Origin of the sequence: Streptosporangium sp. H16 (assembly GCF_051918855.1) — a bacterium.
In the GTDB taxonomy this organism is placed as follows: domain Bacteria; phylum Actinomycetota; class Actinomycetes; order Streptosporangiales; family Streptosporangiaceae; genus Streptosporangium.
Window position 1 is genome coordinate 54,370 of sequence record NZ_JBPXMD010000028.1, and the last position, 26,279, is coordinate 80,648.

Annotated in this window: 24 protein-coding genes; 4 read left to right on the plus strand and 20 right to left on the minus strand. The window is 71.1% G+C overall.

Annotation, left to right across the window (positions count from 1 at the left end):
- Positions 1 to 81: 81 nt before the first annotated feature.
- From ACTOQ2_RS33825 to ACTOQ2_RS33845, 5 genes are all read right to left on the minus strand, one after another.
- The gene (locus ACTOQ2_RS33825; protein ID WP_440104886.1) at positions 82 to 825 is read right to left on the minus strand and encodes a PH domain-containing protein; all 744 of its coding nucleotides are present in this window, start codon (positions 823 to 825) and stop codon (positions 82 to 84) included.
- Between the two features lie 32 nt (positions 826 to 857).
- On the minus strand, positions 858 to 1,937 hold the full coding sequence (locus ACTOQ2_RS33830; protein WP_440072586.1) for an adenosine deaminase: 1,080 nt from the start codon (positions 1,935 to 1,937) through the stop codon (positions 858 to 860).
- Positions 1,938 to 2,138: 201 nt separating this feature from the next.
- Positions 2,139 to 2,459: a cupin domain-containing protein gene (locus tag ACTOQ2_RS33835; protein ID WP_440104887.1), complete on the minus strand. Its 321-nt coding sequence runs from the start codon at positions 2,457 to 2,459 to the stop codon at positions 2,139 to 2,141.
- A gap of 116 nt (positions 2,460 to 2,575) precedes the next feature.
- Positions 2,576 to 3,208, minus strand: a complete 633-nt coding sequence (locus ACTOQ2_RS33840; protein WP_440104888.1) for an AMIN-like domain-containing (lipo)protein — start codon at positions 3,206 to 3,208, stop codon at positions 2,576 to 2,578.
- A 259-nt stretch (positions 3,209 to 3,467) separates the two neighbouring features.
- A complete protein-coding gene (locus ACTOQ2_RS33845; protein WP_440104889.1) occupies positions 3,468 to 5,003 on the minus strand; it encodes an MFS transporter in 1,536 nt (511 codons plus the stop codon).
- A gap of 87 nt (positions 5,004 to 5,090) precedes the next feature.
- Between ACTOQ2_RS33845 and ACTOQ2_RS33850 the strand changes: the two genes are divergently transcribed.
- Positions 5,091 to 5,591, plus strand: a complete 501-nt coding sequence (locus ACTOQ2_RS33850; RefSeq protein ID WP_440104890.1) for a MarR family winged helix-turn-helix transcriptional regulator — start codon at positions 5,091 to 5,093, stop codon at positions 5,589 to 5,591.
- 68 nt (positions 5,592 to 5,659) lie between these two features.
- Here the strand turns inward: ACTOQ2_RS33850 and ACTOQ2_RS33855 are convergent, their stop codons facing one another.
- The 7 genes from ACTOQ2_RS33855 to ACTOQ2_RS33885 all read right to left on the minus strand — a co-directional run bounded on the left by ACTOQ2_RS33855 (position 5,660) and on the right by ACTOQ2_RS33885 (position 14,250).
- Positions 5,660 to 6,940 carry a thymidine phosphorylase gene (locus ACTOQ2_RS33855; RefSeq protein ID WP_440072581.1) on the minus strand — a complete coding sequence of 427 codons (1,281 nt, stop codon included), beginning with the start codon at positions 6,938 to 6,940 and terminating at the stop codon, positions 5,660 to 5,662.
- A gap of 2 nt (positions 6,941 to 6,942) precedes the next feature.
- Complete coding sequence (locus ACTOQ2_RS33860) at positions 6,943 to 7,362, minus strand: cytidine deaminase (RefSeq protein WP_440104913.1); 420 nt, start codon at positions 7,360 to 7,362, stop codon at positions 6,943 to 6,945.
- A gap of 95 nt (positions 7,363 to 7,457) precedes the next feature.
- Positions 7,458 to 8,738, minus strand: coding sequence for an ABC transporter permease (locus ACTOQ2_RS33865; RefSeq protein ID WP_440072580.1), 1,281 nt, complete (start codon positions 8,736 to 8,738; stop codon positions 7,458 to 7,460).
- Entirely contained in the window at positions 8,735 to 9,883 is a 1,149-nt protein-coding gene (locus tag ACTOQ2_RS33870; protein WP_440104891.1) for an ABC transporter permease, read from the minus strand. Before ACTOQ2_RS33870 ends, ACTOQ2_RS33865 begins: the two co-directional genes overlap by 4 nt.
- Before the next feature lie 121 nt (positions 9,884 to 10,004).
- Entirely contained in the window at positions 10,005 to 11,528 is a 1,524-nt protein-coding gene (locus ACTOQ2_RS33875) for an ABC transporter ATP-binding protein (RefSeq protein ID WP_440104914.1), read from the minus strand.
- A 100-nt stretch (positions 11,529 to 11,628) separates the two neighbouring features.
- The gene (locus ACTOQ2_RS33880) at positions 11,629 to 12,708 is read right to left on the minus strand and encodes a BMP family lipoprotein (protein WP_440104892.1); all 1,080 of its coding nucleotides are present in this window, start codon (positions 12,706 to 12,708) and stop codon (positions 11,629 to 11,631) included.
- A 300-nt stretch (positions 12,709 to 13,008) separates the two neighbouring features.
- A complete protein-coding gene (locus ACTOQ2_RS33885; RefSeq protein ID WP_440072577.1) occupies positions 13,009 to 14,250 on the minus strand; it encodes a M20 family metallopeptidase in 1,242 nt (413 codons plus the stop codon).
- A gap of 536 nt (positions 14,251 to 14,786) precedes the next feature.
- Between ACTOQ2_RS33885 and ACTOQ2_RS33890 the strand changes: the two genes are divergently transcribed.
- Entirely contained in the window at positions 14,787 to 16,211 is a 1,425-nt protein-coding gene (locus ACTOQ2_RS33890; protein WP_440104893.1) for a peptide ligase PGM1-related protein, read from the plus strand.
- On the opposite strand, the gene ACTOQ2_RS33895 is transcribed toward ACTOQ2_RS33890, so the two are convergent.
- Complete coding sequence (locus ACTOQ2_RS33895) at positions 16,170 to 16,370, minus strand: SCO4848 family membrane protein (RefSeq protein WP_440104894.1); 201 nt, start codon at positions 16,368 to 16,370, stop codon at positions 16,170 to 16,172. The two genes, ACTOQ2_RS33890 and ACTOQ2_RS33895, sit on opposite strands and share 42 nt — an antisense overlap.
- A 105-nt stretch (positions 16,371 to 16,475) precedes the next feature.
- On the opposite strand from ACTOQ2_RS33895, the gene ACTOQ2_RS33900 reads away from it, so the two are divergent.
- On the plus strand, positions 16,476 to 17,747 hold the full coding sequence (locus ACTOQ2_RS33900) for a D-alanyl-D-alanine carboxypeptidase family protein (RefSeq protein ID WP_440104895.1): 1,272 nt from the start codon (positions 16,476 to 16,478) through the stop codon (positions 17,745 to 17,747).
- A gap of 87 nt (positions 17,748 to 17,834) precedes the next feature.
- On the opposite strand, the gene ACTOQ2_RS33905 is transcribed toward ACTOQ2_RS33900, so the two are convergent.
- The 5 genes from ACTOQ2_RS33905 to ACTOQ2_RS33925 all read right to left on the minus strand — a co-directional run bounded on the left by ACTOQ2_RS33905 (position 17,835) and on the right by ACTOQ2_RS33925 (position 22,978).
- The gene (locus tag ACTOQ2_RS33905) at positions 17,835 to 18,887 is read right to left on the minus strand and encodes a hypothetical protein (protein WP_440104896.1); all 1,053 of its coding nucleotides are present in this window, start codon (positions 18,885 to 18,887) and stop codon (positions 17,835 to 17,837) included.
- A gap of 85 nt (positions 18,888 to 18,972) precedes the next feature.
- Positions 18,973 to 19,326 carry a PadR family transcriptional regulator gene (locus tag ACTOQ2_RS33910; RefSeq protein ID WP_440104898.1) on the minus strand — a complete coding sequence of 118 codons (354 nt, stop codon included), beginning with the start codon at positions 19,324 to 19,326 and terminating at the stop codon, positions 18,973 to 18,975.
- Between the two features lie 64 nt (positions 19,327 to 19,390).
- A complete protein-coding gene (locus ACTOQ2_RS33915) occupies positions 19,391 to 20,323 on the minus strand; it encodes a YihY/virulence factor BrkB family protein (RefSeq protein WP_440104900.1) in 933 nt (310 codons plus the stop codon).
- Between the two features lie 184 nt (positions 20,324 to 20,507).
- Positions 20,508 to 21,512, minus strand: coding sequence for a tryptophan--tRNA ligase (gene trpS, locus ACTOQ2_RS33920; protein ID WP_440072571.1), 1,005 nt, complete (start codon positions 21,510 to 21,512; stop codon positions 20,508 to 20,510).
- Between the two features lie 152 nt (positions 21,513 to 21,664).
- On the minus strand, positions 21,665 to 22,978 hold the full coding sequence (locus tag ACTOQ2_RS33925; RefSeq protein WP_440104901.1) for a hemolysin family protein: 1,314 nt from the start codon (positions 22,976 to 22,978) through the stop codon (positions 21,665 to 21,667).
- 122 nt (positions 22,979 to 23,100) lie between these two features.
- Here ACTOQ2_RS33925 and galE point away from each other — a divergent pair, with 122 nt between their 5' ends.
- Positions 23,101 to 24,060, plus strand: a complete 960-nt coding sequence (gene galE, locus ACTOQ2_RS33930) for a UDP-glucose 4-epimerase GalE (protein ID WP_440072569.1) — start codon at positions 23,101 to 23,103, stop codon at positions 24,058 to 24,060.
- Positions 24,061 to 24,147: 87 nt separating this feature from the next.
- Here the strand turns inward: galE and ACTOQ2_RS33935 are convergent, their stop codons facing one another.
- Positions 24,148 to 24,987 (minus strand): hypothetical protein, encoded by an 840-nt coding sequence (locus tag ACTOQ2_RS33935; protein WP_440104902.1) that lies wholly within the window; start codon positions 24,985 to 24,987, stop codon positions 24,148 to 24,150.
- Positions 24,988 to 25,293: 306 nt separating this feature from the next.
- Positions 25,294 to 26,271 (minus strand): malate dehydrogenase, encoded by a 978-nt coding sequence (locus ACTOQ2_RS33940; protein ID WP_440087904.1) that lies wholly within the window; start codon positions 26,269 to 26,271, stop codon positions 25,294 to 25,296.
- Positions 26,272 to 26,279: the final 8 nt, after the last annotated feature.

A 26,279-nucleotide genomic window follows, 5' to 3' on the forward strand; every position in this document is an offset into this window, starting at 1 on the left:
CGGCGGGGGCTCGGTGCCCGGCCGGCGGCCGGCCACGATCACCGGCACGGTCGCGGGGGCACCCTCAGCGGCCGGCCACGATCAGGCGAGGAAGGCGGCGACCACCAGCAGGGTCGCGGCCGCGAAGGCCGCCAGGGCGCTCGGCGCCCAGGTCACCTTGAGCGCGCCGGCCCCCGTCCCGGTGCCGGTTCCCGCCTCGACGCCGGCAGCGGTCCCGGCCTCGGGCTCCGCCGGAGTCCCGGCCGCCGCAGGAGTTCCAGGTGCCGTCGAGGCCCCGGCCGCCTTCGAGGCCTCGGCCATCGAGGCCGCGCGCCTGGCGGCCTCCGCGCGTTCGGTGATCTGCTCGGCCACCCAGTCGGCGTGGGTCTTTCCCGCCAGCGCCTCGGCGGCGGCCCGCTCGCCCTTCGAGCGGACCGGCTCGGTCCTGAAACGGCCCCGCGCGGGCACGGGCGCGGACGCGGACCGCCCCCTGCGCGCGGCCGCCGCCCGCTCGCGGGCCGAGGCCTGCGGCACCCAGCAGCGGACCCTCCCGCCGCCGGAGGCGATCGTGATCGAGTGGGAGGCCGTGACCTCGTCCACGGCCCGCCAGGGCACGAAGGTGTTCCTCAGCGGGTTGCGGACCAGGACGCCGTCCTCGGACAGGATGACCGCCGGGCGCAGGCAGGTGACGAAGACCAGCGCGGTCAGCACCCCCAGCACCGCCGCGGCGACCATCGACGCCTGCCCGCTGTAGCGGGCGATCAGATCGACCATGTTGAACGCGGCGAAGGCCATCCAGACCCAGCCGACGACCGTCGCGAGGGTGGAGCGGAACACCTGCTTCATCGGAAAAGCTCACTTCACTCGTACGAGCCCGGTCACGCCTGCCACTTGAGGCGCGCGAAACCGGGCTTGATGACGCCGTTGATGAGCGACAGGCGCTCGTCGAACGGCAGGAACGCGGACTTCATGGCGTTGACGGTGAACCACAGCATGTCGTCCCAGCCGTAGCCGAACGCCTCCGACAGCTTGGCGAACTCCTCGGAGACGGACGTACCGCTCATCAGCCGGTTGTCGGTGTTGACCGTGACCCGGAAGTTCAGGCGGCGCAGCAGGCCGATCGGGTGTTCGGCGATGGAGGCCGCCGCGCCGGTCTGCAGGTTGGACGTCGGGCACATCTCCAGCGGGATGCGCTTGTCGCGGACGTAGGCCGCCAGACGGCCCAGCTTGGGCTCCCCGTCACTCTGGACGGAGATGTCGTCGATGATCCGGACGCCGTGGCCGAGCCGGTCGGCGCCGCACCACTGGATCGCCTGCCAGATCGACGGCAGGCCGAACGCCTCGCCCGCGTGGATGGTGAAGTGGGCGTTCTCCCGCTGGAGGTATTCGAAGGCGTCCAGATGGCGGGTGGGAGGGTAGCCCGCCTCCGCTCCGGCGATGTCGAACCCGACCACCCCGGCGTCGCGGTAGCGGACCGCGAGTTCGGCGATCTCCATGGACCTGGCCTGGTGGCGCATCGCGGTGAGCAGCGTGCCCACCCGGATGCCACGGCCCTCCGAACCGGCGGCGAAGCCCTCCTGCACGGCCTCGATGACCTCTTCGAGGCTCAGGCCCGTGGAGGTGTGCTGCTCGGGCGCGTAACGCACCTCGGCGTAGACGACGCCGTCCTCCGCCAGGTCCTCCGCGCATTCGGCGGCGACCCTGACCAGCGCCTCTCGCGTCTGCATGACGCCGACCGTGTGGTCAAAGGTCTCCAGGTAGCGTTCCAGCGAGCCCGAGTCGGCGGACTCCCTGAACCAGGCGCGCAGGCTCTCCGTCTCGGTCGCGGGCAACCTGTCGTAGCCCGACTCGCGGGCCAGATCGATGATGGTCTCCGGCCGCAGGCCACCGTCGAGGTGGTCGTGGAGCAACACCTTCGGAGCCAGGCGGATCTGCTCGAAAGTGGGTAGCTGACTCATTTGGCAACCTTACCGTCAGGGGCCTGACCGGCCGGCCCGCGCGGAGACGCCGCCACGGCCCGGCCTCGGGATGTTCACGCGGGCGTCCCCTCTCGGAGGACGTCGCGCCGATCCCGGTACGCAGACGCCGGGATCGGCGTGCGACGAACCGTCACCGGTCGCCGCCGGTCGTGACTCGTCATCCTGTCACGCGTCGTCCCGTCACCCGCCGTCGCGGTTGACGGTCTCCGGGGAGAAGGCGGGCAGGCAGACGGCGACGTACTCGGCGCCGTCGGGGCCGGAGCTGTAGCGGATCCGCTCCCCCGGCTCGCACACGAACACCTGCCCGGCGCCGACCTCGGTCGTGCCTCCGTCGTGCTCCACGATGACGGTGCCCTTGAGCACCAGCGTGTACTCGGCGAACTCCGGTGTCTGGGCGGGCTCGTCCCACCCTGCCGGGGCCTTCATGCGCGCGATCGAGATCCCGGCGTCACCGGTGTTGGCCAGACCGACGTATTCGTCGATCGTCTTGCCACCCGGCACGGGAATCCGTGTCGCACTATCGATTTTGCGTACCATCGGACCAGTCTGTCACCGGTCTCGGGGAGATGGCGCCCTCAGCGCCCTCGGCGCTCTCGGTACGCCCCCCGGCACGTGACTTAGTGCGCGATGTCGATGACCAGCCGGTTCGGGCTCTTCTGCTCCAGCACCCGGAACGGCGCCTTGTGGTCGAGGACGACGCCCACGCTCACCACGCCCTCGAAGTCGCCTGTCTTGACCACGTTCTGGACGTTGCCCAGCTTGGCCTGGAAGATCGGGCCGCCCGTCCAGGTGGACTTGCCCGCCTCGGTGTGCGCGACGGCCGGGGTGATCGTCAGTTGCAGGTAGGCGCCGCCCTCGACGTCGACCGGATCTCCCGAGCCGTCCTGGATGAGCTTGGGCACCCACCGCGCGGTGTAGCCGGGCAGGTCGCCCTTGAGGTCGATCACCACCCGGTCGAACCCCCGGTGCTCCCCGAACCGGGCTCCGGTGACGGTCGGCTGGGTGTCGATGGGGCGGTCGACCTCGATCTCCTTGGTGCTCGTCGGAGGGAGCAGCCCGGCCGCGACGGCGGAAGGCGTGGGGGGCGGTGTGGTCACCGGATCCACCGGGGCCGGGGCCGTGGTCACCGGGGCCGGAGCCGTGGTCACCGGGCCCGCCGGGGACGGGGTCGCGGTCTGCGTGGTCGAGCCACAGCCGGCCGCGAGCAGGAACGAGGGGACGAGCGCGAGGGAAACGAGGGTGCGGTTCATGGTGAGCCTCCTGCCCCGTTAGATGCTCAGGTCTCCGGAGAGGTTCACCTCCCGGCCGTCCACATGCGCCCTGGCCGGATCGTGACACCTTGTCGAGGGGAGAGTCAAGCACCCCGGTCGTGGCGGGGAGTGCCGCGGGTCGCGAGGAGGGCCGCCGCCGGGCCCCGGTATCCGGCGGCGGCACCTCCTCGCGTCCCGCGGGGCTCGCGTCCCCGTCCCCGTCCCCGTGCGGGACGGTGACGCGAGCGGCACGCCGGACCTAGACGGTCTCCAGCGCCTTCTCCCTCTCCCTCTCCCCCTCGGCCGCGGCGGACGTGCGGCGGGCACGGAGGCCGGTGAGGGCGATCAGCAGGCCGACCACGGCGAGGATCCCCGAGACCGTGATCGCGGCACGGAAGGTGCCGATCGGGTCGGCGCCCGTACCCGAGGTGAGGACGGCCGTCACGACGGCCAGCACGACCGCCCCGCCGACCTGTCCGGAGGTGTTGAGCAGCCCCGAGGCCAGGCCCTGCTCGTCGTCGGCCACCCCGTTGGTGGCCTGGATGTTCAGCGAGGGGAAGGACAGGGCGAACGCGATGCCCAGCAGGACCATGCCGGGGATGATCAGCGTGGCCAGGCTGGGCTCGCCGTTGATCCGGAGGAAGAACGCGTACCCGGCGGCCAGCGCGGCCGAGCCGATCACGATCAGCCGGGCGGTGCCGAACCGGTCGGCCAGCTTGCCCATCCTGGTGGAGGTCACCGCCACCAGGAGTCCGGCGGGCAGGAAGGCCAGCGCGGTCTCCAGGGCCGACCAGTGCAGGAAGTTCTGGAAGTACTGCATGGCGACGAACTGGAAGCCGACGTAGGAGCCGAACAGGATCACGAGTCCCAGGTTGGCGCGGACGATCGGGCCGGAGCGCAGGATGCCGAGGCGTACCAGCGGGTGCTTGACGCGCTGCTCGGTGAGGACGAAGACGGCCAGCAGCAGAGCGGCTCCCAGCAGCGAGGCGATCGTGCGCGGCGAGCCCCAGCCCGCGTCGGGTGCCTCCACCACGGCGTAGACGAGCAGCAGCATGGAGCCGGTGATGGTGACGGCGCCGATGAGGTCGTGGCCGCCCTCGGCGCGCTCCTCCCGATGCTTGGGGAGGAACTTCAGGGCCGCGACCAGCGCGATGATCGCGACGGGGACGGGCATGAGGAACGTCCAGCGCCAGCCGAGCTCGGTCAGGAATCCGGAGATGACCAGGCCCAGGGAGAACCCGCTGGCGCCGGAGGCGGTGAAGACGCTGAGAGCCCTGTTGCGGGCAGGTCCCTCGGCGAAGGTCGTGGTGATGATGGAGAGCGCGGCGGGCGCGGTGAAGGCGGCGCTGACGCCCTTGACGAAGCGGGCCGCGATCAGCAGCGTGCCGTCGTTGACGAGACCGCCGAGGAGCGAGGCCACGGCGAAGACCGCGAGGGCGACCAGGAAGACCCTGCGACGCCCGAGCAGGTCGGCGGTCCGGCCGCCGAGGAGGAGCAGCCCGCCGTAGCCGAGCACGTAGCCGCTGACCACCCACTGCAGGGAGGACGTGGACAGTCCCAGGTCCGCCTGGATGGACGGCAGGGCGACCCCCACCATCGAGACGTCGAGCGCGTCGAGGAAGATCACGGCGCAGAGCACGGTGAGCGCGGCCCACAGGCCCGCGCCCCAGCGCTCGTCGGGCGGCGAAACCGGCGGAACCGGCGGAACCCGGGGAACAGAAGCGGCAGGTGAAGCGGTTGGAACGGGTGCGACCGACGGATCGGGTGGAGCCGTCGAGGTCGATGAAGAGGTCATGTCGTCCGACAATACATGCAAGCGCATCTAATGCAAAGGCATTTAATGCCTGTGCATTTAATGTTCACGCATGGTACGATCCGCGGCATGAACGAGGAGGACCCCGTCCGAGCGTGGCGTGAGGCGCTCGCCAAGTACGCCACGACCGCCTGCGCGCTGGAACGCGAGCTCTCCGAACGGCACCGGCTCGGCATGAGCGAGTTCGAGGTCCTGGAGCGGATGGTCGAGGGCGGCCAGGGCAAATACCGGGTCCAGGAGATCGCCGACGCGGTCCATCTGAGCCAGAGCGCCTGCTCCCGGCTGATCGCCCGCCTGGAGAAGGCGGGCCTGGTGACCCGCCGCATCTGCGAGGACGACCGGCGCGGCATCTTCGTCGGCATCACCGAGGACGGCCGCGAGCGCCACGCGACCGCCCTGCCCACCCACCGCGCCGTGATCGGCGAGATCTTCGGCTCACCTGCCCGCCACGCGGAACAAAAGAGTGTCCCGGCCCGCGAGACGGACCGGGAGGGCGTCGCGGCCCGCCACGCGGAGCAAAAGGGCGTCCCGGCCCGCGAGACGGACAAGGAGAGCGTCCCGGTCCGCTAGTCCGCCAGGCGAAGCGGAAGGTGCCCCGGCCCGCGAGACGGGCCGGGAGAGCGTCCCGGCCGCCGGTGTCAGGCGGTGACGCGGTCGATCACCAGGGGCAGCAGGTCCGGGTCGGCGGCCTCGCCGACGGTGTAGGCACCTTCCAGGGCGGCGAGCGCCCGCTCGAAGCGCGCGGTCTCGTCGGCGTGCAGCGTCATCAACGGCTGCCCCGCGCGGACCAGGTCCCCCGGCTTGGCGTGCAGCACGATGCCCGCCCCGAACGACACCGGGTCCTCCTTGCGCTCCCGGCCCGCGCCGAGCCGCCAGGCCGCCAGTCCCACGCCGTACGCGTCGAGCCTGGACAGCACGCCGGACGAGGGCACGGTGATCTCCATCGTCTCGGCGGCCCTGGGCAGCAGGGCGTCGGGGTCGCCGCCCTGGGCGGCGATCATCCGGCGCCAGGCGTCCATCGCCGAGCCGTCCTCGAGGGCGCGCTCGGGGTCCTTGCCCCCCGACAGGCCCGCCGCCTGGAGCATCTCCCGCGCCAGCCGCACGGTCAGCTCGACCACGTCGGCGGGCCCGCCTCCGGCGAGCACCTCGACCGACTCGGTGACCTCCAGGGCGTTGCCCACGGCCCGGCCCAGCGGCCGGTCCATCGCGGTCAGCAGCGCGACGGTGTTGACCCCGGCGTCGGTGCCGAGCTCGACCATGGTCGTGGCCAGCTCGCGGGCCTGCTCCACGTTCTTCATGAAGGCCCCGGAGCCGACCTTGACGTCCAGGACGAGCGCGCCGGTGCCCTCCGCGATCTTCTTCGACATGATCGAGGATGCGATCAGCGGGATCGCCTCGACGGTGCCGGTGACGTCGCGGAGCGCGTACAGCTTCTTGTCGGCGGGGGCGAGGCCGTCGCCGGCCGCGCAGATGACCGCTCCGGCCTTGCCGAGCACGTCGAGCATCCCGTCGTTGGACAGGGACGCCCGCCAGCCGGGGATGGACTCCAGCTTGTCCAGGGTGCCGCCGGTGTGGCCGAGCCCCCTGCCGGACAGCTGGGGCACGTACCCCCCGCACGCGGCGACCAGCGGCGCCAGCGGCAGCGTGATCTTGTCACCGACACCGCCGGTGGAGTGCTTGTCGGTGGTGGCCCCCGGCAGCGACGACCAGTCCATCCTGGACCCGGACCGGATCATGGCCTGGGTCCACTCGGCGATCTCCCGCCGGTTCATGCCGTTGAGCAGGATCGCCATCGCGAGCGCGGACATCTGCTCGTCGGCGACGACACCCCTGGTGTAGGCGTCGATCACCCAGTCGATCTGCTCCGCCGACAGCTCCCTGCCGTCCCTCTTGGTGACGATGACGTCGATCGCGTCCATGCTCAGGCCCCCCGGCTCAGGTCGTCGGGCCCGAAGGCGTAGGGAAGGATCTCCGCCATCGGCTTCGGGCCGTCGATGGTCTCCAGCAGCAGCTCCGGGCCGCCGAACTCGTACAGGAGCTGGCGGCACCTGCCGCACGGCATGAGGAGCTCCTCGTGCCCGTCGACGCAGGTGAACGCGACGAGACGGCCGCCGCCGGTGGTCTGCAGCGAGGACACCAGCCCGCACTCGGCGCACAGCCCGATGCCGTAGGAGGCGTTCTCGACGTTGCAGCCGGACACGATCCGCCCGTCGTCCACCAGCGCGGCGGCACCGACCGGGAACTTGGAGTAGGGGGCGTAGGCGTGGCCCATGGCCCGCACGGCCTCGGCCTTCAGCGCCGCCCAGTCGATGCCCGTCCCGATGCCCGTCCCGGTGCTCATCTCACTACCCGTCTCGGCACCCGCTTCGGCGCCCGTCTCATTGCCCGTCTCGGTACCCATCGAATCAGATCCGCTCGTGAGGTGCCGCGTGATGGTCACTTACCCTGTCCCCTGCGGTACGGCACGCCGTCGGCGGCCGGCGGGCGGAGCCGCTGCGCCGCCAGCGACAGCACCAGCAGCGTGGTGATGTGCGGGGTGACGGAGGTGAACTCCGAGGGGATGGAGTCGGTCAGCGCGAACACCACGAACACGGCGACCGCCGCGACCCCGGTGATCAGCGCGGCCCGTGTCCGGTTCTGCCGTACGAGCTGGTAGACGGCGACCGCGGCGAGCAGGATCGTCACCACGAGCAGCAGTGCGTGCACCGACTCGCCACCCCTGCGCAGCTGGAGCGCGTCGGTGTAGCCGAACAGCACGGCGCCCCCGGCCAGCCCTCCCGGCCGCCAGTTACCGAAGATCATGGCGGCGAGGCCGATGAAGCCGCGCCCGCCGGTCTGTCCCTCGCGGTAGGCGCTGGAGGCCACCTGCGCCAGGAACGCGCCGCCCAGGCCCGCCAGGGCGCCGGAGACGAGCACCGCGATGTACTTGTAGGTGTAGACGTTGACGCCCAGCGACTCCGCGGCCACCGGGCTCTCCCCGCAGGAGCGCAGGCGCAGGCCGAACGCCGTACGCCACAGCAGGTAGTACGAGAGCGGGACGAGCAGGATCGCCAGGATCGTCAGCAGCGAGACGTTCGTGGTCAGGCCGCGCAGGATGCCCGCGACGTCCGACAGCAGGAACCACTGCTTGGCCTCCAGCGTCCTGAGCGGGTCCCCGATCCACGGCACGCTCACCACGCCGGGTTTGGGCACCGGGGGCGACTGGGAGTCGCCGCCGCCCGGCATCTCGGCGAAGGTGACCTTGGACAGGAACTGGGTGACGCCCAGGCCCAGGATGTTGATCGCGACACCGGAGATGATGTGGTCGACGCCGAACGTCACGGTGGCGATCGCGTGCAGCAGGCCACCCAGCGCCCCGCCGATCGCGCCCGCGACGACGCCCGCCCACGGGTTGCCGAACTGGATGGCGCCCCAGGCGCCGCACCAGGTGCCCAGGATCATCATGCCTTCGAGGCCGATGTTGACCACTCCGGCCCGCTCGGCCCACAGGCCGCCCAGACCGGCCAGGCCGATGGGGATGGCCAGTGCGACGGAGGCGTTGATCGCGCCCGCTGAGGTGAGGTCGACGGCGCCGGTGACGGTCCGCGCGAACGAGAGCAGCAGGACGAGCGCGCCGAGGGCGAGCAGCAGGACCCGCCAGGTGACCCTGAACCTGCGGGCGGGGGTCTTCGGCTCCACGAAGGGAGCCTCCGGCGTGGTGAGGGCGCCCTGGCTCATGCCGGCGTTCCTTCCCTGGTCGGGGTGGTGCCCGCCAGCTGGCGGCTCACCCGGCGCTGCTCGGCGGAGATCTGGTAGCGGTGGACCAGCTCGTAGGCGATGATCACCGAGAGCACGATCGTTCCCTGCATGATGGTGACGATGTCCGGGGAGATCTTCTGGATCTGCAGGATGCCCGCGGAGGTGTCGAGGAAGGCCCACAGCAGGGCGCCGAACGCGATGCCGACCGGGTGGTTGCGGCCGAGCAGCGCGATCGCGATGCCGGTGAAGCCGAGCCCGGTGGGGAAGTCCAGGCTGTAGCTGTAGGAGGCGCCGAGCAGCTGCGGCATGCCGACCAGGCCCGCCACCGCGCCGGACAGGATCATCGAGACGAGGACCATCCGCTTGACGTTGACGCCGCTGGCCACCGCGGCCGACTCCGAGCGGCCGGTGGCGCGCAGGTCGAAGCCGAAGCGGGTCCGGTTGATCACCACGTGGTAGAGGACGCCCATCACGACCGACAGGATGATCAGGCCGAACACCTTCGTCTGGGTGCCGGCGATGACCTCCAGCCCTGGCACCTGGCCGGAGGGGCCGATCGGCTTGGTGCCGATGTTGTTGCTGCCCGCGACCTCGACGGCGAGGCGCTCCTTGTTGAGCAGCCAGGCACCGAGCGCGGTGGCGATGGCGTTCAGCATGATCGTGGAGATGACCTCGCTCACCCCGCGCCGCACCTTGAGCAGCCCGGCGATCGCCGCCCATCCCGCGCCGACCAGCACGGCGACGAAGATGATCAGCGCGATGTGCAGCGGGGCAGGCAGGGTGACCGCGCCGCCGACGGCCGCGGCGGTGAGCGCCGCCAGGCGGTACTGGCCGTCGACGCCGATGTTGAAGAGGTTCATCCTGAACCCGATCGCCACCGCGAGCGCGGACAGGTAGTAGGTCGTCGCGGCGTTCAGGGTCAGCACGATCGAGCGCGGCCGGATGCCGTACTCGCCCATGATGACCAGCGTGTCGAGCGGCGGGGCGCCGGTGATCGACAGGATGACCATAGTGATCAGCGCCGCGAACACGATGGCGACGAGCGGGGCGGCGAGCGAGAGCAGCCCCGCCGGCGAGACCCGTCCGAGCAGCCGGTCGGCGAAGGTGGACTTTTCCCGGCTCATCCGCGCGTCCCGGTGGGCGTGTGCGCTACCTGGGTGTTCATGCCGCGCGTCCCGGTGGGCGTGTGCACTACGAGGGTGTTCATGCCGCGCGTCCCCGGGGGTGTGTGCGCTACGTGGGTGTTCATGCCGCCTCTCCAGCACCCGTCATGGCCGAACCGAGCTGCTCGGGTGTCACGTCCTTGGGATCCACCTCGGCGACGATCCGGCCGCGCAGGATCACCTTCAGGGTGTCCGACAGGCCGATGAGCTCGTCCAGGTCGGCCGAGATCAGCAGGACCGCCAGGCCCGCGGCGCGCGCCGCGCGCAGGTGGTCCCAGATCGCGGCCTGGGCGCCCACGTCGACGCCGCGCGTCGGGTGGGACGCGATCAGGAAGACCGGCTCCCCGCTCATCTCCCGGCCGACGATCAGTTTCTGCTGGTTGCCGCCGGACAGGGCCGAGGCGTCCACGTCGATGCCCGGGGTCCGCACGTCGTACTCCTCGACGATGCGCCGGGTGTCCTCGCGCGCTCCCGCGCGGTCGATCCAGGGGCCCTTGACGTTGGGCCGCCGGGTCTGGTGGCCGAGGATCCGGTTCTCCCAGAGCGGGGCCTCCAGCAGCAGGCCATGCCGGTGACGGTCCTCGGGGATGTAGCCGATGCCGGCCTCGCGGCGGCGCAGCGTCGTCCAGGCGGAGATGTCGTGCTCGCCGAGGCGGATCTCGCCCTCGGCCGCGCGCATGCCCATGATGGCCTCGACCAGCTCGGCCTGGCCGTTGCCCTCGACCCCGGCGATGCCGAGCACCTCGCCCTTGCGGATGTCGAAGGTGACGCCGTCCACGACGCAGCGGTCCTCGGCCGAGTGGACGTTCAGGCCGCGCACCGACAGCGCCACCACGTCGGTGACGGTGGACTCGCGGGTCTCCGGGCTGGGCAGCTCGCTGCCGACCATCAGCTCGGCCAGCTGCCTGGCGGTCACGTCCTTGGGATCCACGCTGGCCACGGTCGTGCCGCGCCGGATGACGGTGATGGCGTCGGCGACCGAGAGCACCTCGTCCAGCTTGTGCGAGATGAAGATGATCGTCAGTCCCTCGCGGACCAGCTCTCGCAGGTTGGCGAAGAGCTCGTCGACCTCCTGCGGCACGAGCACGGCGGTCGGCTCGTCCAGGATGAGGATCCGGGCGCCCCGGTAGAGGACCTTGAGGATCTCCACCCGCTGGCGGGCCCCGACGCCCAGGTCCTCGACGGTGACGTCGGGGTCGATGCCGAGGCCGTAGGATTCGGAGATCTCCCGGATCCTCTTCCGCGCGGCGCCGAAGTCGAGGGCGATCCCGCCCTTGCGGGGCTCGCTACCGAGGATCACGTTCTCCAGCACGGTCAGGTTGTCGGCCAGCATGAAGTGCTGGTGGACCATGCCGATGCCCACGGCGATCGCCTCCCCGGGGGAGCGGAAGCTCACGTCCTGGCCGTTGACGCGGATCCGTCCCTCGTCCGGGCGCTGCATGCCGTACAGGATCTTCATGAGGGTGGACTTGCCCGCGCCGTTCTCGCCGACGACGGCGTGCACGTGCCCCTGCCGTACGGATAGGGAGATGTCGCGGTTGGCGACGACGCCGGGGAATCGTTTGGTGATTCCCTCGAGCTCGACGGCCGGTGCCGAGGTGCTGATGACGGCCTCCTCCGTACGGATGCCCCGATACGGAACGTGGTGGTCAGAGAGGACAAAGGGCCCGGGGGAAATGTCCACCGGGCCCCTCATTAGTACCAGGTCAGGAGGTCTTGTCCGGAACGGTGATCTCGCCGGAGATGATCTTCTGCTTGTACTCGTCGAGCTTGGCCTTGATGTCGTCGACCTGGCCACCGGTGGTGGAGTAGTCGACGCCGTTGGCCTTGAGGTCGTAGATCGTGCTGCCCGACTTCACGGAGTTGGTGGTGAAGCTCTTCAGGAAGTCGAAGACGGCGACGTCGACCTTCTTGAGCATCGAGGTCGCGATGACGCTCTGCAGCTCGGGGGCGGCGGTCTTCGCCTGGTCGGAGTCGACGCCGATGGCCAGGCCCTTGGCGGCCTTGGCCGCCTCGAACACGCCGCCACCGGAGCCGCCCGCGGCCTGGTAGACCACGTCGGCACCCGCGTCGAACATGCCCTCGGCCGCGGTCTTGCCCTTGGCCGGGTCACTGAAGCCGGTGAAGTCCGGCGGCTGGGTGAGGTACTTGACCTCGATCTTCACGTCGGACTTGACCGCCTTGGCGCCCGCGGCGAATCCGGCCTCGAACTTGTTGATCAGCGGCACCTGGACGCCGCCGACGAAGCCCACGTGGTTCTTCTTGCTCTTCAGCGCCGCGGCGGCGCCGACCAGGAAGGAACCCTCGTGCTCGGCGAACAGCAGGTTCGAGATGTTGGGGGCGGCGGCCGCCGCGTCGTCGACGATCGCGAACTTGACGTCGGGGAACTCGGCCGCGACCTTCTTGACCGGGTTGGAGTACGCGAAGCCCACGGCGATGATCGGGTTGAAGCCGCCGTCGGCGAGCAGGCGCAGCCGCTCCTCCTTGGCCGCCTCGGTCTCGCCGTTACCGGCCTCCAGCTCGCTGACCTCGGCCAGGCCCAGCTCGGCCTTGGCCTTGTCGATGCCCGCCGCCGCGGAGTCGTTGAACGACTGGTCGCCACGCCCGCCGATGTCGTACGCGAGACCGACCTTCGGTCCCGTCGCGGCCGGCGCCGCACTGCTGGCGGCCTCGCTCGGCTGAGCCGACGTGGCCGGTTCCTCGCTTCCACCACACGCGGCAGCTCCCATGAGCATGCTGCCCGCCAGTGCGGTCGCGGCCAGCTTGCCGAATCGGTTCTGAAGCAAGATGGACTCCCTTCGCGTTTCAGTGCACGCGCGAAGAGACGCACGGCAACCCTGCACGGAAGATAGTTGGTCCATCAGGGTTGACCAAACCAGCACACAAGTCCGCAACAGGTCCGTTATCCAGCTCACGCCACCTTGTGACCCAGGAGGCGGGGCGGGACTACCCGCCGGTAGCCCTGGATGGCCGACGCGGCCTGGCGTTGGCACTCCTGTCCGGCGGTCGACGATCGTCTTCGGGGATCATCGACCGGTTCCTCAGGATATGTCCGGACTTTTCGGCTGACTAGATGTCAGGACTCACTAGTTGTCGGCGTTCAGGGCCATGAGCGGCTCGCCCGCGAGGGGACGCTGCCCCTCCCACAGGGCCGTCAGCGCGGTCGCCGCCAGGAAACGCACCCCGGCGCCGATGGCGGTCTCGTCCACGTCGAAGGTGCCCTGGTGGATGTCGGCCAGGTGCGTCGACCCCGGCTCGCGGGTGCCGAGCCTGGCGAAGGCGCCGGGAATGGACTCCAGGTACCAGCCGAAGTCCTCGCCGCCCAGGCTCTGCTCCGTCGGCACCGGAGCGCCCTCGCCGAGCACGCCCTCCGCGGCCTCGGCCAGCATCTGCACGCTGACCTTGTCGTTGACCACCGGCGGCACGCCGCGCACGTACTCCATCTCGGCCTCGACGCCGTACGCGCCGGCGACCGACTCCAGGAGCGACTTGATCATGTCGGGGGCCGCGTGCCAGGCCGCCTCGTCCAGGCAGCGCACGGTGCCCTCGGCGACGCCGTCGTCCGGGATGGCGTTGGCCACCGAGCCCGCCTCGACCCGGCCCCAGACCAGGCTGAGCGAGGAGCGGGGGTCGATCCGGCGCGAGAGCGCGGCGGGCAGCTCGGTGAGGATCTTGGCGAGCGCGAAGACGAGGTCGGCGGTGAGGTGCGGCCGGGCGGTGTGCCCGCCGGGACCGCTCACCCTGATCGTGACCCTGTCGCAGGCCGAGGTGATGGGACCGGCCTTGAGGCCGACCTTGCCGACGTCCAGCCGCGGGTCGCAGTGCAGGCCGAAGATGCGGTCGACACCGCTGATGCCGCCCGAGGCCATCACCTCCAGCGCGCCGCCGGGAAGCTCCTCGGCGGGCTGGAAGATCAGCCGGACCCGGCCGGGCAGCAGACCGGCCTCGGCCTGCTGGGCGAGGAAGAGCGAGGTGCCGAGCAGGATCGCGGTGTGCACGTCATGGCCGCAGGCATGGCACACGCCGGGGACCGTCGAGCTGTAGGAGACGTCCTTCTCGTCCGGCACGGGCAGCGCGTCGATGTCGGCCCGCAGCGCCACGGTCGGGCCGTCGCCGCTGCCGACGTCACAGAGCAGGCCGGTGCCGCGCGGCAGCACCGAGGGGACCAGCCCCGCGGCGGTCAGGCGCTCGGCGACGCGCTGCGTCGTGCGGTATTCGGCGAACGCGAGCTCGGGATGCATGTGCAGGTCTCGACGGAAATTGATCAGTTCCTGCTCGCGACCGGCGAGGAACGTGTCGAGTTCTCCCCGCAAATTACGCCCCCGCATTGCTCACCGTCCCATCCGCGCCGGCGGGCCTGGATCCTCGACGCACCGTGCCACTGCCCAGGATCTCGAAACCCATGAGGCAGTCTCGAAAAAAAGCGATCGCCGCACCGACGGGCCGGAGTGGGGTCTCACGGGCCGCATCAGCGCGGGCTGGTCGGTCGCCGACGCGAAAACGGCAGGCCGGTGACCCGGCGAAGCCGTCGCGTTGGCGATGACAACGACTTTATCTCTCCCCCCGAGCAGCTCGCCGACATCCAGGCCAAATGTTTTGTCACCCCATGCCCCACTCGTACACCTTCCGACCCGGGAGGACCAGGAAAGATAGCCCAAATTGACTATGAGACGATGGTTAGGTAGGGGGGCGGACGATCCGGTAGACGGTAGCCGCCGGGCCATTTCCAAACGTCGCCGACCTGGCAATTTACGTGACCTCAGGTGCCGGTCATCGAACCCGGCGGAGTGATGCAAACGGGAGGAATGCGTGTTTCACTCCTCACATGATCACTAACATCCCATTCGGGGAGAGGCAGTCGCGTTTGAGCATATTTGAACCGGACGAGGGCACCCTGGTGGTCCTCCCCTCGTTGTCGCTTCCCCAGGATGAGCTGCGCAGGATCACCGGCCCCCTCTGCTACGAGGAGCGTCTGCTGTTTCTCCTCCTCACCCTGAGGAAGCCGAAAGTCGAGGTCGTCTACCTCACCTCGACGCCGGTGGACAGTGCGGTCGTGGACTACTACCTGGGCTTCCTCGACGATCCCGACGAGGCCCGTACGCGCCTGCAAATGATCAGTTTGGATGATCCCGACACGCACCCGCTCACCGAGGCGCTCCTGCGCCGCCCGGACGCGATCGCGCGCATCCGCGCCGCCCTCGGCGGCCACCGGGAGGGCGACGCCACCGCCGGGGACGGCGGGGACAGCGGCAACGGCAGGGCCGCCTGGATGGTGCCGTTCGTGGTGAGCGAGTACGAGGAGCGCCTCGCCGGGATCCTCTCCCTGCCGGTGTACGGCCCCGCCACCTCCCTGGCCCACCTGGGTTCCAAGAGCGGCGGACGCACGGTCGGCGACGAGGCCGGGGTGCCGCTGGTCAGGGGCTTCGGCGACCTGCGCTCGCTGATCGAGGTGGAGCACGCCGCCCGCGCGATGGGCCCCACGGGCAAGCTGATGGTCAAGCTCAACAACAGCTACTCGGGACTCGGCAACGCCGTCGTGACCAAGGACGACCGGCCGCTCGCCTCCTGCCCCACGAGCTTCTCCGCGTCCGGCGAGAACTGGACGACGTTCGCCGAGAAGGTCGCCGAGCGGGGAGCGGTGATCGAGGAGTTCATCGAGGACCGGCCCCTGTACTCCCCCAGCGCGCTGGCACGGATCACCCCCGGCGGCGTGTACGACGTGGTCGCCACCCACGAGCAGATCCTCGGCGGCCCCAACGGCGACGTCTACCAGGGCTGCACCTTCCCCGCCCGGCAGGAGTACCGGGCCGAGCTGGGCGCGCACGCGGAGCGGATCGCCAGGATCCTCGCGGGCCGCGGCGTGGTGGGGCTGTTCGGCATCGACTTCTTCGCCGTCAAGACCGACGGCGGCTACCGCACGCTGATGTGCGAGATCAACCTGCGCATCGGCGGCACCACCCACCCGTTCGGCGCCGCGGTCCTGACCACCGGCGCGTCGTACGACCCGGAGACCGGCACGCTCGTGCACGCGGGCCGGCCGAAGTACTACGTGGCGACGGACAACTGCGCCGCGCCCGCCCTGCGGGGCCGTACTCCCGGGGAGGTGGTCAAGCTGGTCCACGACGAGGGCCTCGGCTTCGACCGCGAGCGCCGTACCGGGAACGTGCTGCACATGCTGGGCGGGATCCCGAAGTACGGCAAGCTCGGCTTCACCAGCATCGGCGACTCCGCGGAGGAGGCCGCCGAGCTACACCGGAGGACGCTGGCCACGCTGCGCCAGACAGCGTAGGCCGATCACGCCGAGCACGGCCGCCAGCACGAGGTTGACGGCGATCAGGATTCCGTGGACCACGTAGAAGGCCGTCGGGTGGCCGTCCGCGAGATTGAAGCCAAGGGTGATCCATTCGAAGATCATGAAAGCGGCAAGGCCGATCAGAAAAACGGCCATCTTTCGCGTTATTTGCATGATGTCAGTATTCCGCCGAGTGGTTCGTACCTGGTCAGGGCACCTGTAACTCCATGCGAACCGGTACGAAGCTACCCTGAGATCATCATGGGGATCAAACATGTCGCGCCCGTCGGGGTGCTGCTCGCGGCGACCGCCCTTCTCGGCGCGCCCGCACAGGCCCGGGTCGCGAACGTGCCCGCGCACGGTGGGCTCGACCTGCGCGCGGGCGCCGGTCCGCTGGACGCGGGCACGGGGGCCGGTATACCGGATTCGCGCACCGGCGCCGGTTCGGCGGACGCGCGCACGGATGCCGGTTCCGCGGCGGGCCCGCGCACGCGCCGCGAGCGGGAGCCGGTCGGCGGCACCCGGCTCGGGGGGCGGGGCCTCGTCGTCCCCGCGGGTGTGAAGGCCCCTCCCAAGACGGCCGCGAAGGCGTACGTGATCGCCGACGCCGAGAGCGGCGAGGTGCTCGCCGCCAAGGACGCCCACGGGCGCTACCTTCCCGCGAGCACGCTGAAGGCGCTGACCGCCCTCACCCTGATCCCGAAGCTGGACAAGGACCGGAAGGTCACGCCGAGCAGGCGCGCCGTGAACGAGGAGGGCAGCGCGGTCGGCCTGGTTCCCAAGCCCCTCTACACCGTCGAGGACCTGTTCAAGGCGCTGATGCTCGTCTCGGGCAACGACTGCGCGATGGCGCTGGCCGAGGCCAACGGCGGGCTGGCCACGACCCTGGCGGACATGAACGCCGAGGCCAAGCGCCTGCAGGCGTTCGACACGGTGGCCAAGACCCCGAGCGGGCTGGACAAGCCGGGCCAGAGCAGCTCGGCCTACGACCTGGCGCTGATCGCCCGCGCCGGCCTGGCCAACGCCGATTTCCGGCGATATATCAGCACGAAGACTGACAAATTCCCGGCTCCCAAGGGCTACTACGAGATCGGCAACCACAACAAGCTGCTCTGGCGCTACAAGGGCATGATCGGCGTCAAGAACGGCTGGACGTCCAAGGCCCTGGGCAGCTTCGTCGGCGCGGCCAAGCGCGGCGGTCACACCGTCATCGTGTCGATCATGCGTCACGACGGCTACTTCTGGGAGGAGGTCGCCGACCTGCTCGACTGGGGCTTCGCCAACCGCGGCAAGGTCCTCCCGGTCGGAAAGCTGGTCGACCCGGTCCCCGAGCCCGCCCCGCTGCCCACCGGGCCCGCCGCCTCGGCGACCCCCGCCGCCCCGGCCCCCGTCTCCGCACAGGACCCGGCCGCGGCCGCCAGGCCCGCCGACGAGGGCGCCCCGATCGGCTACTACTCCCTCGGCGCCGCCCTGCTCGGCGGCCTGACCTGGCTGGCGTACGGCCTGCGCAGGCGCTCCCGCCGGGAGCGGTGATCCGGGCACCCTCGCCGTGCCCGGGGCGCCCGCCCCGGGCCGGGTGGACGCCCCGCCGCGACGGCTCGCCCGCCCCCGGCGACTCGGTCACCCCCCGGCCGGTCCCCCGCGGCTCCTGGCCGGTGCGGCCGGGAGTGTCCTGACCCCCAGGACGGCGCTCCAGGCGGCGAAGGCCAGGAGCAGAGCCGCCTGGCCGAACATGCCGAGCGTGATGATCCGGCTCGTCTCGTCGGCGAGGTCGGCGCCGTGGTTCAGCCCGGCCAGACGGACGCACAGCACCGGCAGCGCCAGGATCGCCAGGGCCAGCGGCCACGACGGGGTGCGCCGCGCGGGCGCGTACACGTGCACGCAGGCGTACGCGACGCCCGCACCCAGGATGAGCCCGCTCGCCAGGCCGGGATCGTCCAGCCACGGCCATATCCAGGCGGCGGTCGTGGGAGAGGCGACCGCCTCGTACAGCGCGACGAGAGCGGCACCGGCGGCGAGGGGAGGCAGCAGGAGCCACAGCGGCCGGCGCACGGGCCGCGCGTCCCGGTGGAAACCGGCCCACAGGGCCAGCACCGTGACCAGGGGCGGCAGCAGGCCGACCGGCGCGGGGCCGGGGAACGCGGTCAGGAACACCTGGACCAGGCCCGGCAACTCCGGCACGAGCGCGAGGAGCGCGAGCGCCCTGGCGGCGCGCGGACGCCCGGCGAGGAGCGCCGCGAGCGGGGCGAACCAGAGGGCGCCCGCGAGGCCTCCCAGGATGGCCGCGAGCCGCTCGGGCGATCCCGGGGGCCCGGCCGCCTGGGCGAGCAGGGGCGCGGCCTCGCCGATCACCCCGTACGCGCGCAGGGTGCTCGTGACGGCCAGGGCTCCGAGGAACGCCTGCAGGCCCACCCCCAGCAGGGCCGCGAGGCGGACCGTCTCCCCCCACGCGAGGAACCTCGGCGCCGTGTGCCCCGCTCCCCCGAGACGGACCCGGACCGCCAGCGCGACGACGCTGGCGATCTCCGACCAGCGAGGCCGGGGCCCGTCGGCGTCGGAGACGCCCGGCGAGCCCTCCAGGAACACGGAGACCATCTCCTCCTCTCGCTCGGCGCGGTAGGAGGCGGGCAGCAGGCGCAGCCAGTGGCGGTAGCGCTCCTCCAGCAGGCTCATCGGCGCGCCGCCCTCCCGCTCGTCCCCTCACTCGCCATCACGTGGAACCTCACGCCCACCCTCACGCGGGACTTCACATCCGCCCTCACGCGGTGCCTCCGGCGGCGGCCGTCCGGCCATGCCGGGCGCGGAGCCGGTCGACGGCGGTCCTGGCGTTCTCCGCGAGCCGGACGGCCTCGGCCTCCAGCGTCCGCGAACCGGAGTCGGTGAGCCGGTAGTAGCGGCGCAGCCGCCCCTGCTGGACCTCCTCGCGGTCGAGGGTCACCAGCCCGTCGCCCGCCAGCCGGTCGAGCACGCCGTAGAGTGTGCCGACCTTGAGCTGGACCCGCCCGCCGGACAGCCGCTCGACCTCCCGCACGATGCCGTAGCCGTGACACGGCTCGTCGACCAGCGCGGTGAGGATGAGGAACGCGGGCTCCGTCATCGTCCTTGGAGTCATGCTTTGCAGCATATATCGGAAAGCAAGATATGCCGAGGGGTGGATCTCGCGTGACGCCGGGCGTTCAGGCGCGGATGGCGGTCGCCGGGACCGGGGTGGGGTCGGGCGGAGGGCCCAGGGAGGCGGTCGCGGTCCAGGCGGCGGCGTACATGATCACCCGGGCCGAGAAGTTGATCCAGACCAGCAGGCCGACCACCACGGCGAACACCCCGTAGACGGGGTTGTTCAGGGTGCCCGAGAGGATCAGTGCGGCGAGCTGCTTGAGCAGGGCGAAACCGGCCGCGCCGAGCAGGGCTCCGCGCAGCAGCACCCGCCACGGCTGCCTGGACCGGCCCAGCCCGCGCAGGATGACCAGGAAGACGACGACGTCGGTGAGCACGCTGACCGCCAGCCCGGCCAGCCAGATCGTGGCGGTGGCCACCGCCGACCCCGACAGGCCGAGCCATCCGGCCACGACCCCGCTGGCCTGGGTGGCGAAACCGGCGACCAGCGCCGAGGCCACCATCGTCGTGCCGACGGTCACGAGTGCGGCCAGGTCTCTCAGCTTGGCCAGGGCGAAGTTGAGCGGCGCCTCGGTCGTCATGGAGATCTCGCGCAGCGCGCCGCGCAGGGCGTCGATCGCGCCGAGCCCGGCGTAGAGGAGCCCGAGCAGGCCGATGATCCCGACGCTGGTCCGGGAGTCGGCGATCTGCTTGATCGGCAGCTTGTCGGCGAGGCCGGGCAGGTACTGGTTGATCGCCGTCTGCAGGGCCTGGGTGGCTTCGGGCCTGGTGGAGAGGAAGTAGCCGAAGACCGCGAAGGCCAGCGCGATGATCGGGAAGAACGACAGGAAGGCGAAGTAGCTGACCGCTCCGGCGAGCCGGTCGCCGGACTGGATCTGGTAGCGCTGGAAGGTCCTGACCAGGTGATCGAGCCAGTGCCACCTGACCCGGGCCGTGCCGAGTGTCCTTCCGAACCGCTCACGGGCCGCTTGGATACGTTCCAGCACGCTTGTCACGTGCGCCCCCTACCCAATCGCCGCCGTCCCGACCGTGGACGGCGGCGGAAAAGCAGCCGTGCGCGCACGGGGGACCACGGAGCGGACGGAAGGCCGCCGGAACCCTACCGCGAAGGAGACTCCGGCCGTACGGGAGAACGTCGCGGCCCGGGCGGGAACCCCGCCCGGGCCGCGCGAAGGAGGATCACGGGGTGGGCAGGAACCCCACCCGGTCGCGCACCCTGGCCATGGTCTCGGCGGCCACCGCGCGGGCCCGGGTGGCCCCGACGGCGAGCATCCGGTCGAGCTCGGCCTCGTTGGCGAGCAGCTTCTCGGTGCGCTCGCGGATCGGGGTGAAGGTGTCGACCACGAGCTCGGCCACGTCCTTCTTGAACGTGCCGTACCCCTGCCCGGCGTAGCGGGCCTCCAGCTCGGGGATCGGGACGCCGCTCAGCGCGGACTGGATGCGCAGCAGGTTGGTGACGCCGGGCTTGTTCTCGTCGTCGGCGAGAACCTCGGAGCCGGTGTCGGTGACCGCGCGCATGATCTTCTTGCGGAGCGGCCCCGGCTGCTCCAGCAGGTCGATGATCCCCGTGGGCGAGGAGGAGGACTTCGACATCTTCGCCGTGGGCTCCTGGAGGTCGGTGATCTTCTCGACCCCCTTGACGATGTGCGGCTCCGGCAGCGTGAAGGTCTCGCCGAAGCGGTGGTTGAAGCGCTGCGCGAGGTCGCGGGTGAGCTCCAGGTGCTGCTTCTGGTCCGCGCCGACCGGAACCCGGTTGGCCTGGTAGAGCAGGATGTCGGCCGCCTGCAGGATCGGGTAGGTGAACAGCCCGACACTTGCCGAGCTCTCACCGGCCTTGGCCGCCTTGTCCTTGAACTGGGTCATCCGCCCGGCCTCGCCCATGCCGGTGAGGCAGATCAGCACCCAGGCCAGCTCGGTGTGCTCACGGACGTGGCTCTGCACGAAGACCGTGGAGAGCTCGGGGTCGAGACCGGCGGCGAAGAGCTGGGCCGCGGCGACCCTGGAGCGCCTGCGCAGCACGTCCGGCTGGTAGTCCACGGTGATCGCGTGCAGGTCGACGACGCAGTAGAAGGCGTCGTACCCCTCCTGCAGTGCGACGTACTGCCTGATGGCACCGAGGTAGTTTCCCAGGTGGAAGGAGTCTGCGGTGGGCTGGATTCCCGACAGGACACGAGGACTGGCCATAGCAGCCAATTCTGTCAGCTACCGGGAGTGGTTGGCGCGCCGATCACGGCACCTCGCCCGCGGACCTCGCCCGCGGCCCCGCTCACGGTCTCGCTCGCGGTCTCGCCGAAGAACCCCGCTCACGGCATCCCGCTCACGCGGGGCGCTCCCCGTCAGCTCTCGGGCGCGGGCGGCGCCTCCGGCCGCGACGTGCTCCGTTTGATCCTCACCCGGGCGACCCTGCGCCCGTCCATCTCGGTGACCGTCAGGTCGAACCCTGGGATCTCCACCCGCTCCCCCAGCGCGGGAAGGTGGCCGAGCGCCCACATGACGAACCCCCCGAGGGTCTCGTACGGGCCGTCGGCCAGGCGGATCCCGCTCTCGGTCGCCACCTCGTCGAGGTTGGCCAGCCCGTCGAGCTCGACCTCCCCGGCGGGCAGCGCGACGTGCTCGTCCGCCACGTCGTGCTCGTCGCGGATGTCGCCGATCAGCTCCTCGACGAGATCCTCCAGGGTGACGATGCCCGCCGTGCCGCCGTACTCGTCGACCACGATCGCCAGGTGGTGGCCCTCCCTGCGCATCTCCGACAGCGTGGCCATCAGCCGCTTGCTGGTGGGGACCAGCTTGACCGGGCGGATCGGCACCAGCTCGCTGATCGGCTCGATGGACCCGGTCAGCACCGGGTCGAGCAGGTCGCGAATGTGGACGAAGCCCACGACGTCGTCGTAGGAGTCGCGGTAGACGGGGAAACGGGAGTGCGGCATGGCCGCGGCCAGGATCGCCGCCTCGGCCAGCCGCGTGTCGGCGGACATGAACTCCACCTCGGTGCGCGGCAGCATCACCTCGCGGAGTTGCCGCTTGCCCGCCGCGAACACCTCCCCGATCAGGTGGCGCTCGTCGGCGGTGAGCTCCTGGTGGCCCACCACCATGTCGCGCAGCTCCTCGGTGGAGATCTCCTCGCGGTCGGCGTCCGGGTCGCCGCCGAGCAGCTTGACGACCCCGTCGGTGGACTTGGACAGCGCCCAGATGATCGGCCGCGACAGCGCGGCCATCCGGTCGAGGAACGGCGCGACCAGCAGGGAGATCCCCTCGGCGCGCTGCCTGGCGATCCGCTTGGGGGCCAGCTCGCCGAAGACCAGCGAGGCGTACGAGATCGCCAGCGTCACCAGCACCAGGGAGAGCGGGGCCGTCACGGCCTCCGGCACCCCCCAGCCGGTCACCACGGGGACGAGGTCCTGGGCGAGGGTGTCGGCGCCGAAGGCGGCCGAGAGCATCGTCGCCACGGTGACGCCGATCTGCACCGCGGACAGGAAACGGTTGGGGTCGCGGGCGAGCTTGGCCGCCCTCGCCCCCCTGCGACCCTGGGTGCTCAGCCGCGCGACCTGGCTCTCCCTGAGGGAGACCATGGCCATCTCGGCCGCGGCGAAGAACCCCCCGATCAGTACGAAGAGCATGACCAAGGCGATGTTCGCCAGGACGCTGTTCACGAGATCGTCTCCGTCATGGCGGTCGCCTGTTCCGGCGGTGGCCGATATTTGATGTACCAGCATATGCTGGCGATAGACTTACAAAAGTAAACAAGTACAAACATCATCAAACAGGAGGCTCCGTGAAGCTGCTCGTCACCGGAGGCGCCGGATACATCGGCGGGGTCGTGGCGGCGCAACTCGTCGAGGCGGGCCACGAGGTCACCGTGCTGGACGACCTCTCCACCGGCCACGCCGACGCGGTGCCGCCGGGTGCCCGCTTCGTCGAGGGGTCGATCACCGAGGCCGCCGGCCTGCTGCCCGGCACGGACGCCGTGCTCCACTTCGCGGCGAAGTCCCTGGTCGGCGAGTCCGTGGAGCGGCCCGGCCTCTACTGGACGCACAACCTCGGCGGCACCCTGGCCCTGCTCGACGCCATGCGGGGCGCCGGGGTGGGCCGGATCGTCTTCTCCTCCACCGCCGCGACGTACGGCGAGCCGGAGCGCTCCCCGATCGAGGAGACCGACCCGACCCGGCCGACCAACCCCTACGGCGCGTCCAAGCTCGCCGTCGACACCGCGCTGAGCGCGTTCGCCGGGCTGTACGGCCTCGCCGCGGTGAGCCTGCGCTACTTCAACGTGGGCGGCGCCTACACCGCCGGAGACGGCAGGGTCTACCGCGAACGTCACACCGTGGAGACCCACCTGATCCCTAACATCCTCGCCGTCGCGCTCGGCGGTCGCGAGTCGGTCAGCGTGTTCGGCACGGACTACCCCACTCCCGACGGCACATGCGTGCGCGACTACATCCACGTGGCCGACCTCGCCAGAGCCCACCTGCTGGCGCTGGACGCCTGCTCGCCGGGCGAACACAAGATCTACAACCTGGGCAACGGGACGGGCTTCTCGGTCCAGGAGGTGCTGTCGGTCTGCCGCGAGGTGACCGGCCACGAGATCCCCGCGGTCGTGCGCGAGCGCCGCGCCGGTGACCCGGCCGTGCTGGTGGCCTCGTCGGACAAGATCCAGCGCGAGCTCGGCTGGAAGCCCGAGCACCCGTCGGTCCGCGACGTCGTCGCCGACGCCTGGGCCGCCATGCTCGGCTGACACCACCCGCTCCGCTCCGCCGCCCCGGCCGCGCCACCGGTCTCGGAAACCTGCGACCGGGGCCGGGCGCGGACCGGCCGGCCGCGCCTACCCCAGGCTGAAGCGGGCCGTGTTGTTTGCCGGGTGGCGGTCGCCCAGCCGGAGGGAGTAGACGGTCGCCTCGGCCCGTGGCGCGTGCGCGCGGGCCACGAAGGCGAGCATGAAGCTCACCCGCCGGCCCGCGCCGACCGTACGAAGCCTGCACCCGACGTAGGCGGGATGGGAGTCGCACCGCGCGCCCCTCGCCGACACGAGACGCGCCCCGCCGGTGTCGAAGAGGACCCCGGCGTCGTGGACGCGCCGCGGCCCGCGGTTGCGTACCACGGCGGCCACCGTGACCAGGCGGCCCGCACGCGTCGCGCGCGACAGCCTGACGGCCAGGTCCGCACCCTCGTCCACCTCGGTGAGCGTCTCGGAGAAGTTGTCCGTCTCGTCGTCGTCCACGACCTCGGAGGAGAGCGTGGCGCTCGCCCTCAACGGGCCCCGCGCGTCGGACCCCACCATCCCGGTGATCGTCACCCCGCCGGTCTGCCCGGCCAGGACGTCCGTCGGCGAGGGGCAGACCACCTCTCCGGCCGCGGCGCCGGGAAGGCACTCGGCGACGTTGACGCCGGCCACCGCCACCTTCTCGGGCAGTCGTACGGTGAGCAGCGGGAGCACCGCGTCGCCGGGACCGTCGTTGCGCACCTCGGCCCGGTAGGTCAGCGGCCGCCCGGGCTGCGCGCGCTTCGGGGAGACCGTCAGCCGCACCGACAGGTCGGCGCCGCCCCAGCCGTCGTCGTCGGGGGAGGCGAGCGCCCCCCGGGGGGTCGCCACGAGCGCGAGACAGATCATCCCGGCGACGATCCGCACCGCGGCGTACTCCCTGAACACCGATCCCCCGACCACAAGTGATCATTGAACGCCGGGTCGCGCCGCTCCGCGATGATCGACACGCCGCCTTTTCCTCCGCCTTCCCCCCGCCGCCCACGCGGCGAGAGGCCCGGGGAGCCGCGAAAGACCGGGAGGCCAGTAGGCCGGGGGGGTCGGGGGGGTCGGGAGGGCCGGAACCCGGGAACCCGAACGAGCCGGAACCCGGGAGGCCGGGAACGCGAAAGGGGCTCCGGCACGCCGGAGCCCCTTTCGCGTGGCGACCCAGATCAGAACGGCTCAGATCAGAACGGCTCGGATCGGGACGGCTCGGATCGGGACGGCTCAGATAAGACCGAGCTCGCGCACCGCGGCACGCTCCTCCTCCAGCTCGCGCACCGTGGCGTCGATGCGCTCGCGGGAGAAGGCGTCGATCTCCAGGCCCTGGATGATCTCCCACTTGCCGTCGCGCGAGGTGACCGGGAAGGACGAGATGAGCCCCTCCGGCACGCCGTACGAACCGTCGGAGGGAATCGCGGCCGAGGTCCAGGCGGTGCCGTTGACCCAGTCGAAGACGTGGTCGACCGCCGCGTTGGCGGCGGAGGCGGCCGAGGACGCGCCCCGGGCCTCGATGATCGCGGCGCCGCGCTTGGCGACGGTGGGGATGAAGGTGTCGCGCAGCCAGGCCTCGTCGACCAGCTCGGCGGCGATCTTGCCACCGACCTCGGCGTGGAAGAGGTCGGGGTACTGAGTGGCGGAGTGGTTGCCCCAGATCGTCATCTTCTTGATCTCGGTGACCGGGACCTGCAGCTTGGCGGCGAGCTGGGACAGCGCGCGGTTGTGGTCGAGGCGGGTCATCGCGGTGAAGCGCTCGGCCGGGACGTCCGGGGCGTGCTGCTGGGCGATGAGCGCGTTGGTGTTGGCCGGGTTGCCGACCGCCAGCACGCGGATGTCGTCGGCCGCGTTGTCGTTGATCGCCTTGCCCTGCGGGCCGAAGATGCCGCCGTTGGCCTGGAGGAGGTCGCCGCGCTCCATGCCCTTGCTCCGGGGACGGGCACCGACCAGCAGCGCGACGTTGGCGCCGTTGAACGCCACGTTCGGGTCGTCGGTGATCTCGATGCCGCTCAGCAGCGGGAACGCGCAGTCGTCGAGCTCCATCGCGGTGCCCTCGGCGGCCTTCACGGCCTGCGGGATCTCCAGGAGGCTCAGCGTGACCGGGACGTCGGCGCCCAGCAACTGGCCCGAGGCGATGCGGAAAAGCAGCGCGTAGCCGATCTGACCGGCGGCGCCGGTGACGGTGACCTTTACGGGAGTCTGGGCCATGACCTTCC